General features: G+C 41.8%; 12 protein-coding genes. 7 read left to right on the forward strand and 5 right to left on the reverse strand.

What is annotated here, in order from left to right:
• The first annotated feature begins 262 nt into the window (after window positions 1-262).
• From AK823_RS11580 to AK823_RS11605, 6 genes are all read left to right on the forward strand, one after another.
• A complete protein-coding gene (locus AK823_RS11580) occupies window positions 263-1,516 on the forward strand; it encodes an HlyD family efflux transporter periplasmic adaptor subunit (protein WP_228138861.1) in 1,254 nt (417 codons plus the stop codon).
• Between the two features lie 406 nt (window positions 1,517-1,922).
• The gene (locus tag AK823_RS11585) at window positions 1,923-2,645 is read left to right on the forward strand and encodes a response regulator transcription factor (RefSeq protein ID WP_068037760.1); all 723 of its coding nucleotides are present in this window, start codon (window positions 1,923-1,925) and stop codon (window positions 2,643-2,645) included.
• A gap of 132 nt (window positions 2,646-2,777) precedes the next feature.
• Window positions 2,778-4,865, forward strand: a complete 2,088-nt coding sequence (locus AK823_RS11590) for a sensor histidine kinase (protein WP_068329387.1) — start codon at window positions 2,778-2,780, stop codon at window positions 4,863-4,865.
• Window positions 4,866-5,200: 335 nt separating this feature from the next.
• Window positions 5,201-5,971: a methionine ABC transporter ATP-binding protein gene (locus AK823_RS11595; RefSeq protein ID WP_068037765.1), complete on the forward strand. Its 771-nt coding sequence runs from the start codon at window positions 5,201-5,203 to the stop codon at window positions 5,969-5,971.
• Between the two features lie 109 nt (window positions 5,972-6,080).
• Window positions 6,081-6,677 (forward strand): methionine ABC transporter permease, encoded by a 597-nt coding sequence (locus AK823_RS11600; RefSeq protein ID WP_203226544.1) that lies wholly within the window; start codon window positions 6,081-6,083, stop codon window positions 6,675-6,677.
• A gap of 167 nt (window positions 6,678-6,844) precedes the next feature.
• Window positions 6,845-7,798, forward strand: coding sequence for a MetQ/NlpA family ABC transporter substrate-binding protein (locus tag AK823_RS11605; protein WP_068329390.1), 954 nt, complete (start codon window positions 6,845-6,847; stop codon window positions 7,796-7,798).
• A 164-nt stretch (window positions 7,799-7,962) separates the two neighbouring features.
• On the opposite strand, the gene AK823_RS11610 is transcribed toward AK823_RS11605, so the two are convergent.
• On the reverse strand, window positions 7,963-9,219 hold the full coding sequence (locus AK823_RS11610) for an amidohydrolase family protein (RefSeq protein ID WP_068329392.1): 1,257 nt from the start codon (window positions 9,217-9,219) through the stop codon (window positions 7,963-7,965).
• 83 nt (window positions 9,220-9,302) lie between these two features.
• The gene (locus tag AK823_RS11615; protein ID WP_068329395.1) at window positions 9,303-10,532 is read right to left on the reverse strand and encodes an MFS transporter; all 1,230 of its coding nucleotides are present in this window, start codon (window positions 10,530-10,532) and stop codon (window positions 9,303-9,305) included.
• A gap of 403 nt (window positions 10,533-10,935) precedes the next feature.
• On the opposite strand from AK823_RS11615, the gene AK823_RS11620 reads away from it, so the two are divergent.
• Window positions 10,936-11,784, forward strand: coding sequence for an aldo/keto reductase (locus AK823_RS11620; protein ID WP_068329398.1), 849 nt, complete (start codon window positions 10,936-10,938; stop codon window positions 11,782-11,784).
• 86 nt (window positions 11,785-11,870) lie between these two features.
• Here AK823_RS11620 and ccmE read toward each other — a convergent pair whose 3' ends face one another.
• From ccmE to ccmC, 3 genes are all read right to left on the reverse strand, one after another.
• On the reverse strand, window positions 11,871-12,371 hold the full coding sequence (ccmE, locus tag AK823_RS11625) for a cytochrome c maturation protein CcmE (RefSeq protein ID WP_068037788.1): 501 nt from the start codon (window positions 12,369-12,371) through the stop codon (window positions 11,871-11,873).
• A 243-nt stretch (window positions 12,372-12,614) separates the two neighbouring features.
• Entirely contained in the window at window positions 12,615-12,836 is a 222-nt protein-coding gene (gene ccmD / locus AK823_RS11630; RefSeq protein ID WP_068037791.1) for a heme exporter protein CcmD, read from the reverse strand.
• 43 nt (window positions 12,837-12,879) lie between these two features.
• Window positions 12,880-13,668: a heme ABC transporter permease CcmC gene (gene ccmC, locus AK823_RS11635; protein ID WP_068329401.1), complete on the reverse strand. Its 789-nt coding sequence runs from the start codon at window positions 13,666-13,668 to the stop codon at window positions 12,880-12,882.
• Between the last annotated feature and the right edge of the window lie 86 nt (window positions 13,669-13,754).

Genomic DNA, 13,754 nt, shown 5'->3' on the forward strand with positions numbered 1-13,754 from the left:
TAATTCGGACGGTTGACATAACCGCCTTTTTTTATCTTTTGTGGTAAGAACAATTTTCGTGTATCTACTCTAGCTATATCATTGATAGCTGTAGTCCAGCTAAGCAGTATAGATATCGCACCTTCTATGATTTATCTATATAATAAAATGACGTTTACCATAGCGATTGATGACAATGCATATAAGACTTATTAAGTATTGCAAGAACTGTGCCTTATTATTAAGCACTTTACTTATAGTTGCTTGCCAACCTCCAGCACCTGTGGACAATCAACAACCTAATAAGGATAGTGAGCAGGCAGACTCGCCTATTATCTACGGTGTTGATAGTGTCACTATGGCATCCGATTATATTTTGAACATCAAACCCTCACGCTATCAGCCAAGCCTTGGTTTACAAGGTGTTATCAACCCTATTAAACAGTCACGTTTTGTCGCAGCACAAGACGTAATCGTGCAAAAAACATTAGTATCAGAGGGTCAGTGGGTAGAAAAAGGCATGCCTTTATTAATTTTAAAGCGTCAATCATCTACTGATGAGACAGTCAATACTGCTACGAGCAATGAGCAACAAGAGGCTGAAACTACTGCTGGCACTGCAAAACAACCAGCTAATATACAGCAGGGTGATAAGACCAATAGTGACAATGAGGGAAAAGCATCCAAAAATCTGTCTAAAGTGGCTGAACAGTTAACCACGAACAACAATAAACCAGCTGATAACGTAGCTTTAGCAGATGATGACCCAGCAGGTAGCGTAGCTACTAACAAGAATATAGTTACTGACAAGAATTTAACAATTAGCAAAAATATAGATAACAGCGTAAATAGTGAAAAGATTGATACTAGTCAAGACATAGCTCTTACAGAGCAATCCGCACAATTAAAGCTGTCAGCACAGTCAGTCGTTGTACGGGCTAGCTTTTCAGGCCGCGTCAATAAATTATATGTAAAAACCGCCCAACAGGTTGGTGCTCGCACACCCCTATTGCGTTTAGGTGATGACAAAGATTTGCATTTTATAGCTACGCTTCCTCTCAAGACTAAGTCTCAACTCTCAGTTGGACAAACTGTGAACTTTACAGCTAAGGATTTGCCAGAGCAGTTTGTGGGTCAAGTCAGCAAGCTAGTCGCTAGTAACCAACCTGATAAACTGCGGGTTTATGTTAATGTAGTCAAAAATGAAGCAAGTCGCGATAAACTCAAACCTGATATGGTCGTTTCTGGGCGAGTCAATTATGGACAGATAGAAGTCGGTACTATTGTGCCTGAACATGGTATCCACGATGTAGATCTATCAGTACTAAAAAAATCGCCTTATCAATCGCTTATGCCCCTCACTGCGAATGTTTGGATCATTAAACAAGATCAGCGTTTGACTCGCCTACCAGTAGAGGTGATTAAGTACGATCCTAGCACTGATCAATATTTAGTCGCTGGAATCAGTAATGACAGTTTAATTTGTCTAGCAGACTTACCTATAGAGTCAGTTGGTAAAAAAGTAATCGTTTCATAAATACGCTATTTGCAAATACCTTGCTCATCGTAGAAAGAGTAATAATGAAGGTTATATCCAACGGATAGTTCGATCTCAACATATAAATATTAGAATAAATCGTCAATCACGCTATATGATTCTTTGTATTGCCACTTCTTTAATATGGCTGGTAGCAGTTGGCTTATAAGCAGCAGTAATTACATAATGAGTTACATTGTGTAGAAACATTAACAAAGCGTGTCTTGTGTGGTAAGGCCTAAGTTAGGCAAAATAGACACAGTAACATTTGTAATGCGCATTTTTTTGATGACTTTTATAAAATATATTGGTTTATATCTTGGAAAAATTAAAAAGATAACAATTACCATTAAAACAACTATTACTAAATAATTATTAAATAACGACCACTACTAAAGGACAGCTCATGAGTAAACAGATTCTGTTAATTGAAGACGATCCGGATTTGGCTGAATTGATTAGCGATTACCTGACAATGAACTATTATGACGTTCATCATGCAGGGCTCGGTCAAGAAGGCCTTGATATCCTAGACACTAAAGAACGTGATATAGATTTGGTAGTGCTAGATTTGATGTTACCCGATATGGATGGCATGCAAGTTTGCCAAAAGATACGCGGCAACAAAAACAACATGACCAATAAAGTTCCTATTATCATGCTTACCGCAAAAGGTGACACGACAGATCGCGTATTGGGTCTAGAGATGGGCGCTGACGATTACATTGCTAAGCCTTTTGAGCCTCGTGAACTGCTAGCTCGTATTCGCGCTGTTATTCGTCGCCATGAGCAACCAAATCAAGCTGACAGCCAGTCTGATAGCTTAACCTTTGGACGTTTGAGCGTATTCCCTGATAGCCATGAAGTGACGATTGATGAGCAGCCAGTACGTCTAACGACTCATCAGTTTCAGCTATTACATTACTTTGCCACTCATTCTGGTAAAGTACTCAATCGTGAGCAGTTATGGCAAGCTATGCCAAATGATGACAGCTCTGATAACATCGATCGTGCGATCGACGTGCACATCTCACGTCTGCGTGCACTTATTGAAGACAATCCACGCCAGCCAAAACGCATTATTACCGTACGCGGCGTTGGTTATCAATTTGCCACCGATCAGGTCTAATCCAGCATAAAGTCTGTCAGTTCGTTTTAAATAAACTCTGAAAGTAATGAGCAGACGAAAAATAGCCATCACGCCTACCGTGGTGGCTATTGCTAATCATCGATATGAGTGTTTGATAATAGAGAGCATTTAATGCAGCAGTTGGGTTTTCGCTCCGTATTTGCAAAACTATTTGCCAGTGTCATGCTGGCACTTATTTTGTTTGCAGTAGCTATGGTGCTATTGACGCAGCTTGTCCATGACAAGAACGCAGGTATCCGCTCAGAAGTTGTGGCAACACAAATACTTGGACAGATTGACCCCTTTTTGCATGAATTAAATACGGCTATTAGCAAAAACAATCGACTGCAAGCACGCTTTATGTTAGCTGTGGTCAAAAAAAGTTTTGATATTTTTGATGAATCATTGCAAGCCAAAATGGGCCTATACGACAGTCAAGGTCGCCTGCTTATGCAGACGGACAATAGTGATCTGCCGTTAGAGCTACCTGCAACGCCTTCTCTATTAACTCTAATATTCCCATCTTTTTCAGACACACCTCCTACTCAGCAAGCCCAAGTCTATAGCAGCACTGGTTACACACTGCTATATGAGTCACGTTTGGTGCCGAAAAAGCCTGCGTTATCTGCTGCCTTAAACTTATTCACTGGTACGCTGCTATTGCTTATGATTATGGCAGGCGCGCTATGGTGGATTGCACGTTCAATGACATGGCGTATTAACCATATGAGCCAGCAGATGAGTCAGCTTGGTGATGGTGACTTTACTGTACGTGTCAATAGTCGCGGTAATGATGAGATTGCTTTGCTCGCGCGTGGGTTTAACCAAGCCGCTCAAAAAATAGAGCATCTTATTGATGCCAATAATTTATTACTAGCACATGCCTCACACGAGCTACGTACACCTATTACTCGCATTCGCCTACAAATTGAAATGATGGATATGCTTGCAGGCTCGATGCCAAAGGATACGAAAGCGAAGTTTGATAAACGGGCGCAAGCGATCAATCGCGACTTATCAGGGCTTAACGATTTAGTTGAAAGTATACTTTTAGTCAGTCGTCTCGATGCTGGCCATGCGATGCAGCAAGTTGAGCGCGTAGATTTTTATGATTTAGTTAACCAAGAGCGTCAACATTATCCAGAAGCAACCTTAATTGGTGAGCACATTGTGATTGATGGTCAACCGCCGATGTTGACTCATCTCATTCGTAACCTATTGAATAACGCCATGCTACATGGTGTTCCGCCAGTCACTATTTTGCTTTATGGCGTGCAAACTCTTGAAGAGGCAGATACCCTACCTGAATATCTATTACATTCGTTAGTATGCAGTAGCTTTGCTGACTATAGTCGCTCAAATTATGACAAGCATCTCGACGTGACAGGGCAATCGAAAGACAACCAAAACGTTAATTTAATTCAGGTAAAGTCTGAGCTTGAAACGCCAACCGATGTATCAGAGCCGTTAGATGTGTTACCGACACCTGTCATTTTTCGAAATGGTGAAACGCTTGCTGAGCATAATAACAAAGAGCACGGTGGAAAGAATAATAGTGATGATGAAGCCGAGCAATCGCAGGCTATATCTAATAATGGTAGCAACCGTAATCAAATAACTGATGCCCTAGCACCAACTATTAGTGATAAGACACTTCAAAATGGTCATAGCAAACTTAGCTCTGATCTGGCTGATAGAATTAAAAGAATGATTTGGAATATCGTTCCAGACTCACAACAACACTCCACAAATGATGGACTGAGTATCGCTAATATCAAGTCCGTCACTGATAAGCCTGCAACGACTAAATCTATAAATGACAAGGTTAGCAACAAAGGTAAAATAACTAAAGCCAGCAATGACCAGAATACCGATGGTGATAGTGAATCTAATAGCACACCGCGTAAAGAAAGCTTATTTAAAAAGCATCTAAAAAAATCTAAGTCTGAAGATGAGCGCCCTTTGCCAAAATATGCAGTACTCGCGGTTATTGACGAAGGTGCAGGTATTCCAGAAGACAAACGTGAAGATATCTTTAGTCCGTTTGTACGCTTGCAGCAAAAAAACAAGGGCTCGGGTCTAGGCTTATCGCTAGTATCGCAAATTGTTACTGCCCATCAAGGTCATATCGTTACTGATACTATTAACGGTCATACTAGGTTTTTGGTAGTGATTCCAGTCAAACATGACCCTCATCGCAGCCATGATAACCATAGTTAGTTACATGATTAGTAAGTAGGCAGTAAATGACTAACTCATTGACTGCTTTTACAAGTTTGGCGGCAATATAATATTACCTCTTTAATTCCTTGTCCTTATTTACATACTATCCAACCCTCAATCTCAACTATAATCTTTTACATGCCGTAGTACGTATTACTGCTAATAGCTATCTTGTTATAAGACAGTCATGAATCTGCATATCCAAAACGCCTATAAATATGCTATATTACCGCCCCTTATTATATTGTTATTGGCATAGATTCGACGCTGTCATCGAGCAATAGTATATCGATGTTACAACCGCTACCTTATTTACTAATTTTGAGCATTCCATGAGTGACATGATCGTTCTAAATGACGTGACCAAAAGCTTTTTAAGCGACCGATCAATAAAAGACAAGGACGGTAAGCCGCATTGGTTCACTGCCGTTGAGCCAACGTCGTTATCTGTCCAAAAAGGTGAAATCTTTGGCTTAATGGGCTATTCGGGTGCTGGTAAGTCCACCTTGTTACGCCTTATTAATATGCTTGAGCGTCCAGACTCAGGTCAGGTCATTATCGATGGTACTGACTTAACCACATTGTCTGCCAGTGATTTGCGTATTGCCCGCCACAATATCGGCATGATTTTTCAGCAATTTAACCTGATGTCTAATCGCACTGTCTTTGACAATGTGGCCTTTAACTTGACGGTTGCTGGTTATCCTCGCCGCGATATTCATAAGCGTGTCATGGATTGTCTTGAGATTGTGGACCTAACGGATCGTGCTGGTCATTATCCTGCACAGCTTTCAGGCGGTCAAAAACAGCGCGTTGGTATAGCTCGCGCGATTGCGCCAAGCCCAAAAGTTTTGCTAGCCGATGAGCCGACCAGTGCCCTTGATCCTGCTACCACTCGCAGCCTATTGACCTGTCTACGCGAAATTAATGAGCAGCTTGGCGTGACCATTGTTATTGTGACTCACGAAATGAGTGTCATTCGTAGACTCTGTGATCGTGCGGCATTGCTGCATCAGGGACAGCTACTTGAAGTTGCAGATGTACGAGACGGTCTGATTCAGGCAACCACCCCGATTGGCAAAGGCTTAGTGCACGAAGACTAAGGCGGCAGGAGAAATAGATATGTTGACTGGTACTGAATTGTCTGCCTCAATAGACAAGTTGCTTGCGCTACGTAAAGAAATTTGGCAAGCGTCGTTTGACACTTTCGTTATGCTTGGTATCTCTACTGCAGCTGCCGTTACCATTGGTGGTCTGTTTGGAATATTCTTATTTTTATCCAGCGATCGACAGTTTTTACAGAATAAAGGGCTGTATGCCATATTGGGTGGCATCACTAACTTTATGCGTGCTTTCCCCTTTGTCATTTTGATGATTGCCATGAGCCCATTTACTAAAGCCATTGTTGGCACAGGCATTGGCCCTATTGCTGCATCTTTAGTCCTAGCGATTGCTGGTTCGTTTTATTTTGCGCGTTTAGTTGAGCAAAATCTGCGTGAAGTACCGCGCGGTATCATTGAAGCCACCGAATCTATGGGCGCACGTCCTTTTACGATCATTAAGGTACTACTTAATGAGGCGCGCTCAGGATTGGTACTCTCGGTGACTATTCTAACTATTAGCCTGCTTTCTTATTCAGCTGCTGCTGGTATGATTGGTGGTGGTGGTTTGGGTGACTTAGCTATTCGTTACGGCTATTATCGTTATCAGACTGAAGTGATGATTTTTATCGTCATTATGCTGTCGGTCATGGTCATCTCGATTCAAGCCTTTGGTAATTGGTTAGCCAATCGTTTAGACAAACGCTAAGCCACGTTAGAGAATGCTTGACATTGCAAGCGACTAGGTTTATTTTTGGCAGTAATTACTCCTTATCTCAGCTCATAAGAAAGCAGCATTACTACTTAGAATGTTGCTTTTTTAATGCTCAGACGATAACCGTTTTACCCAATCCCATGTATTAATAAGGAAATTTCATGAAATTAACAGATATCAGCCGTCAGTTAGCGACCGCATTTGCCGCTGTTGGTGTATCAAGCTTAGTATTAGTAGGCTGTAACAACTCATCAGCGCCAGAAGCGACTAAAGAAGCCGTGTCTGAAGGCACAACTGCTGAAACTGCTGCTAGCGATATTGATCCTGAACACACCAAAATCATCATCGGTACTACCGAAGGTGACTTCGCCGATATGGTACGTAACCAAGTCAAAGCCTCACTGGAAGAGCAAGGTTATGAAGTTGAGCTAATTGCTTTTACTGACTATGTCCGCCCTAACTTGGCATTGGCTGAAGGTGATTTGGATATCAATATCTTCCAACACAAGCCTTATCTTGATACCTTTAAAAAAGAAAACAATCTTGATTTGGTCGAAGTTTTCCAAGTTCCAACCGCACCACTTGGCATTTACTCTGGTAAAAAGACTAGCCTTGATGACGTGTATAAAGGCATGAGCGTCTCTGCGCCGAATGACCCAAGTAACTTTGCCCGTGCATTGGTTATGATGAATGATCTTGGCTGGATTACCTTAAAAGATGACGTTGATCCATTGACTGCTTCAAAAACTGACATCGCTGATAACAGCAAATACGATATCAAAATCGTTGAGTTAGAAGCCGCTCAATTACCACGTGCCCGTGACGAAGTAGACTTTGCCGTTATCAATGGTAACTATGCTACTGATGCTGGCATTGAGCTAACTGAAGCCTTGTTCCAAGAGCCAAGCTTCAATTATGTAAACTGGTCAGCGATTAAGTCTACTGATACTGGTAAAAAATGGGTTGAAGACGTGACTAACGCTTATAACTCAGAAGCCTTCAAAAAGTATGCTCATGATACTTTCCCAGGCTACAAGTACCCAAAAATCTGGGGTAATAACACTGCGCCAGCTACTGCGATTACTGCCCCTGTAGAAGCGGAAGCAGCTCAGTAACTTAAATCTGCTTGAGCAAAAATTTAGACACTTAAAAACGGTTAGTTTCAATAATTAACTAATAGTGCTAAAAGTTCAAATCGTAAACACAAAAATGCCCACTACTTATGAGTAATGGGCATTTTTTATGGTCTGAATTTTATATTTAGCTTTTGGACTAATCGTTAAATAGTGCTTCTAAACAAGTCCAGCTCAATATCATAACTAGGCTCAGGTTTTTTAAACAGATACTTACCATTGCGAATAGAGGCCAGTACATCCGCGCGCTGACGCACTGCTTCAAATGGACTTGTCGCATCTAATACCAAAAAGTTTGCGGCACGGCCGACTTCTATACCATACTCTTCTTCGATATTTAGAGTCTTAGCACCATTAAAAGTAATGAAGTCAAGACAGACGTCGAGCTGCGGTAATGACATGGTTTGTGCTAAATGAATACCATTATCTAAGATATTCATCATGTTACCGTTGCCCGCTGGATACCAAGGGTCGTTGATAGAATCTTGACCAAAAGAGATGTTGATACCATTCTCCCAAAATTCCTTCACTCGCGTTAAACCACGACGCTTGGGATAAGTATCTTGGCGACCTTGCAAATAAGCATTTTCAGTAGGCAGCGCAATGAAGTTCATCTGCGATTGTTCAAACAGTCCCATCATGCGAAACGCATAAGCGTCATCTGCCGAACCAAATGAACAAGTATGGCTGGCCGCTGTTCGAGAGCCTATACCTTCAATCATCACCAAAGCATTTAACAGTTGCACGTGGCGGCTCATCGGGTCATCGGTTTCATCGCAATGCACGTCGATGAGCTTGTCATACTTGAGCGCAAGCTCAACTGTCTTACGCACAGAATCTTGCCCGAACTCGTACGCCCATTCAAAATGTGGAATACCGCCGACGCAATCCGCGCCCATCTTTAGCGCCTCTTCCATCAACTCAACAGCCCCTTTATAGGCGTACATACCCTCTTGCGGGAAAGCGACAATCTGAATAGTCACATTGTCTTTTAGCTCTTCGCGCAGCTCAAGCATTGCTTTAAGTCCAGTCAAATCAGGGTCGCAGACGTCAATATGGGTACGAATGTATTGCACCCCTTTGGACACTTCTTCTTGAATACCTTTCAACATACGCGATTTAGCATCTTCAAAAGTTTGCGTCTTTTTGACATCATGCCAGCGAGCAATACCTTCGAACAAGGTACCTGAGGCGTTCTTGGCATCATCGCCGCCGCCCGTGTAGACATAATCAAGATGCAGATGCGAGTCCACATAAGGCGGTACGATCAAACGACCTTTGAGATCGATCTCTTCTTCAGCAGCAGGCAAATTGTTACCTATCTGCTGAATAACACCGTCTTTGACCAAAATTTCATTGGCATCGCTATTGCGATAGATATTGGCATTAGTAAACTTAATCATGACAAACTCCTATTATTATTAAATAATTATTTATTGAAATTGCTTATCGAACATTATTTTATTAAAAGCTACTTTATTGAACGCTACCCGACAGTAGCCGCATCCAATGTTTTCTTAGATATGAAGGTAATGATGATGGCAGGAACGAAACAAAAAATGGATAGATATACAATACCTAAGACGCCTGTCTCTGGCATATGAACCAAAATCAAGCCCGCAAGCCATGTCGCAATCATAATGGAAAAGTTAAACACACTTGATTGTACGGAAGTCGCGACGGCTTTTGCTTCGGTGACTTGGTGACTGACTGCTGTTTGGAACATCGTTACCAAAGGTCCGAATGCTAGTCCCCATAATAAAAAGGCAAAATGCGAGAAGCCATTCATTCCTCTGAAGAAGACGAATAGCAACATAGCTATCGCTCCAGATACAAGCATACTGACGATCAAACCACGCAGATGCGTATCGATAATCTTGGCGGATAGTATGACTGAGATGACAGAACCGATACCGAAGATAAGCAGGGCTAAACTAATACCGCCGACAAATTCCAAGGTTTCAACCAATAAAGTGATATAAGTATAGGTACTGTAATGCGCAACGACTGCCAAGAAAGTGAGGGCTAAGACTATCCAAACGCCAGGTATTTTTAGCACGGCTATTGGCGAATTGCTTTGCGTCAGCTTTTCACCTTTTACGGATGGTAAAAACTTCATCGCCAATAGCGCAATTACCCCGCCTAGTACACCGAGTACGATAAAGGATGTGCGCCAGCCTACTTGTGTCCCGATAAAGGTCATCACTGGCAGACCCAAACTCACACCAAAGGTATTACCTGCCATGATGATAGTGATTGCCTTACCATGCATATTCTCTGGCACAAGCGCGGTACCGTAGGCAGCTATCATCGGCCACATAATACCGGCACAGATACCACCCAGAATACGCATAGCAACAATAAGCGAATAAGATGAAGTGAGCCCGACGACGATATTGGAAACCGCAAAACCTGCTAATAAAACCATTAAAAGAATTTTACGGTTGACCCACAGCGTCATACTGATTAACGGAATAGCAAAAATCGCTGAAGCCAACGCATAGATACCGACCAAAAATCCGACTTGGGTCTGTTCGATACCAAGACCTGCCGTCATTTGCGGCAAAATACCGGAAGGCATCAGCTCTGATAGAATACCGATAAAAGTAACACTGGTCATAAGGCCAAAGATGAACCAAGAAATAGGGCTCTGTCCGACGTTGTTATTTTTTGATAGCTCGTCTTCTGAAAGATGAGCTTTTGAAACGATTGACATAATATCCCCAATCAAAGCAAAGGTTTTTATATGAGTTTAGAGAAATTAAATACTGGAATAATTTTAAGATAACTGTTTGATTTTTTTGAATAAAATGCATATAAAAGATTGGTTATAGCTTAGTTTCTATATTACCTTATAATAACCATACTAGTGGTAAGGATTTGTTCGCTTGAGAGACACTTAACAGTTTGAAAATACTGTTCATCCTACAAATCAGAATAGTAAATGACGTTACAGCCTGTTTGTCCTTTGTAGGAAACCGTCACTCGCCCTTTCACTTTAGCCTGCTTTTTTCTATAGTGGTTAGGCTGTATAGAGGTCGAGACAATAATATTCATGAATAATCGCTCTGTTAATAAGTCCTCTATTAACAAATCATACAAATAACAAGGATAATAATATGAGTACTAAAACCTATAATATTCGTACGGCTGGACAAGCCAATATTCCGGTACTAGGATTGGGTACTTGGCAGTCGACTGGACAAGATTGTGTTGATGTCGTCAGTCAAGGTTTAAAGATGGGTTACGAACATATTGATACCGCTCAAGCTTATGATAATGAAAAGGAAGTCGGTCAAGGTATTAAGCAATCAGGCATATCTCGTGATAAATTCTTTTTGACTACGAAGATTTTTCCTGACGATATGAAGTTTCAACCAGAAAAATTAATCGCAGCGGCCAAACGTTCTTTAGAAAATCTAGATACTGATTATGTCGACCTGCTGTTATTACACTGGCCCGATGATCGTGTACCGTTATCTGAGACTATTCCTGCATTGTGTGAACTACAAAAACAAGGCTTAACGCGCAATATCGGGGTATCTAACTTTAATATTGCCAATATTATTGAAGCCAAAAAGTACGCTGACGTGCCGATTGTGGTCAACCAAGTTGAATTTCATCCGTTCATTAAGCAAAATACCTTGCAGGCTTTTTTGAACAATCACCATATTTTATTAGAAGCCTACTCGCCACTAGCGCGCGGTGATGTGTTTGATAATGAAGTCATCAAAGAAATCGCTGAGAAGCATGGCGTAACTCCAGCACAGATATCATTGGCTTGGATACTATCAGACAAAGATCGTATCGCTATTCCCAAGACTTCTAATCCTGAGCACTTGCAAGGGAACTTAGATGCCATCAACGTTCAATTGAGCGCAGATGAATTAGAAAAGATTTGCAGTTTAGCCCGCAGTGACGGTCGCAAAATTGAGCATCCTGACTATACTCCTGTATGGGACGACTAAAATCTATTGATACCAAAATTTGTATATAAAAAGAGCCGCTAATATATTATTAGCAGCTCTTTTTTACTGTTAGTTTGACTCAAACGTTATTGTTGTAGTGTTTCAGTCTCATGAATCGGTTCAGCAGGATTATACTGCTCAGAGGTTGGGGTTAAACCGCTGCGATTGTTTTCTTTCATCGACTTGGCAACTTCTGGTGGCATGTAGTTTTCATCATGCTTAGCCAACACTTCACCAGCCACAAAAATCTCACCCTGCATTTTGCCAGTGGCGACGATGCCTGAGTTTTCAGCAAACAAATCTGGCAAGATACCTTGATAGGTGACCGGAACCGTTGATTCAAAATCCGTAATCGCGAACTCAACATTTAATGGATTGTCTGGTGCGCGCTGTACGCTACCGGCGACTACCATACCACCTGCACGAATGCGCTTATCTTGTGGCGCTTCGCCTTGAGCAATCGCCGTAGCATCGAAATAGTAATCGGTTTGTTGACCAATAGCATAAATGACTAACACTACCGCCACTGCTGCCCCTGCAAGCGTGAACATAACCCACATCAGTTTTTTGCGACGAACTGCGTTCATACCACTACCTCATTGATGAGTCGCTGCTTTATTGAATATAAACAATTTATAAAACAGAAAATATTGAAGAAACTACCATTAGAAAAATTTTTTGAAAGTATCTTTCTAATCGTACTCTTCTAATAGCTATATGGTAGCATTTTTCGGACAAATCAATAAGCCCCACAAGCCCTAATACGGTCATATCTTTACAATTTAGAGGTCATAATTTTGTGAACTAAATCTATGATATTAAAATAATTTTTACATTGGCTGCTTGGTTGCAGGATTAGGGGTTTTAGCGGTACGCTGAGCTTGTCGAGCCTGCTGAATGGTCAGCTGTTTGATAAGTGCTTGGCGCTGCCTGCGACTATATATAATAAAAGCCAGCATCACGCCAACCGCAATTGCCCAACATGACCAGACAAAAACACCATGCTTACCCATGGCGATGAACTCAGATACGCTATAAAAGTAAGGCTGCATAATAGGTTCCTAGCCGTTATTTGTTTTGTCCATAGTTGTGTGGTTATTTGGCTTGCCCACGAATATATTCTTTGACCCACGCTTTACCTTGATCACGGTACAAGATTAGGGTGTTGGTACGATAAATCGTTAATGTTGCGACTAGTAAGTAACTACCGATAATCATAAGTAGCAACGGCATCCACATATCTGCAGACATTTTGGGCGCGGCCGTTAACGTGAAGGTTGAGCCCTGATGTAAGGTATTCCACCACTCTACTGAATACTTGATAATAGGTAGGTTCACTGCGCCGACAATAGATAAAATGGCGGCTGCTTTACCACGGTTGGCGGTATGCTCAAACGCTGCAAACAACGCCATCACGCCCGCATATAAAAACGCCAAAATCAGCATAGACGTTAAACGCGCATCCCAAACCCAGTAAGTACCCCAAGTTGGTTTTGCCCAAATAGAGCCCGTAATCAAACTAATCACGCATAGTAAAAAGCCCAGCGGAGCAAGCGCCTGCGCCACAAGACTGGCCGTCTTAATTTTCCAAACGAGAAAGATTACCCCCAATACTGCGAGGGCAAAATAGATAGAAATAGCGATACTGGCCGCTGGTACGTGAATAAAGATAATACGGTAGCTATTACCTTGTAGGTAATCGGGCGGCGCAAAAGCGAGACCCCAAACGCTACCGATCAGCAGAAAAATACTGGACAGTACAGCTAACCACTTAACCCAAGGCGCAAAGATGCGAAAAAACTGCTTGGTACCCACAGTGGTCAAGAAGCCTTGCCAGATACGCTGCCATAGGCTAGGAGATGAGACATTATTCAGGTTGGGCATGAGAATAAACCTATTTGCACAGCTTATTGGTTATACGGATACAGCGCAACATTGGCGCTACTACCTGTTAACCTGCCGGCGTTAAA

Source organism: Psychrobacter sp. P2G3, from assembly GCF_001593285.1.
In the GTDB taxonomy this organism is placed as follows: domain Bacteria; phylum Pseudomonadota; class Gammaproteobacteria; order Pseudomonadales; family Moraxellaceae; genus Psychrobacter.

Coding starts and splice junctions, on each gene's coding strand:
- ccmE (WP_068037788.1), bottom strand. CDS start 12,371: ATGAACGCAGTTCGTCGCAAAAAACTGATGTGGGTTATGTTCACGCTT.
- AK823_RS11610 (WP_068329392.1), bottom strand. CDS start 9,219: ATGATTAAGTTTACTAATGCCAATATCTATCGCAATAGCGATGCCAAT.
- AK823_RS11620 (WP_068329398.1), top strand. CDS start 10,936: ATGAGTACTAAAACCTATAATATTCGTACGGCTGGACAAGCCAATATT.
- ccmD (WP_068037791.1), bottom strand. CDS start 12,836: ATGCAGCCTTACTTTTATAGCGTATCTGAGTTCATCGCCATGGGTAAG.
- AK823_RS11590 (WP_068329387.1), top strand. CDS start 2,778: ATGCAGCAGTTGGGTTTTCGCTCCGTATTTGCAAAACTATTTGCCAGT.
- AK823_RS11585 (WP_068037760.1), top strand. CDS start 1,923: ATGAGTAAACAGATTCTGTTAATTGAAGACGATCCGGATTTGGCTGAA.
- ccmC (WP_068329401.1), bottom strand. CDS start 13,668: ATGCCCAACCTGAATAATGTCTCATCTCCTAGCCTATGGCAGCGTATC.
- AK823_RS11595 (WP_068037765.1), top strand. CDS start 5,201: ATGAGTGACATGATCGTTCTAAATGACGTGACCAAAAGCTTTTTAAGC.
- AK823_RS11605 (WP_068329390.1), top strand. CDS start 6,845: ATGAAATTAACAGATATCAGCCGTCAGTTAGCGACCGCATTTGCCGCT.
- AK823_RS11615 (WP_068329395.1), bottom strand. CDS start 10,532: ATGTCAATCGTTTCAAAAGCTCATCTTTCAGAAGACGAGCTATCAAAA.
- AK823_RS11600 (WP_203226544.1), top strand. CDS start 6,081: ATGCTTGGTATCTCTACTGCAGCTGCCGTTACCATTGGTGGTCTGTTT.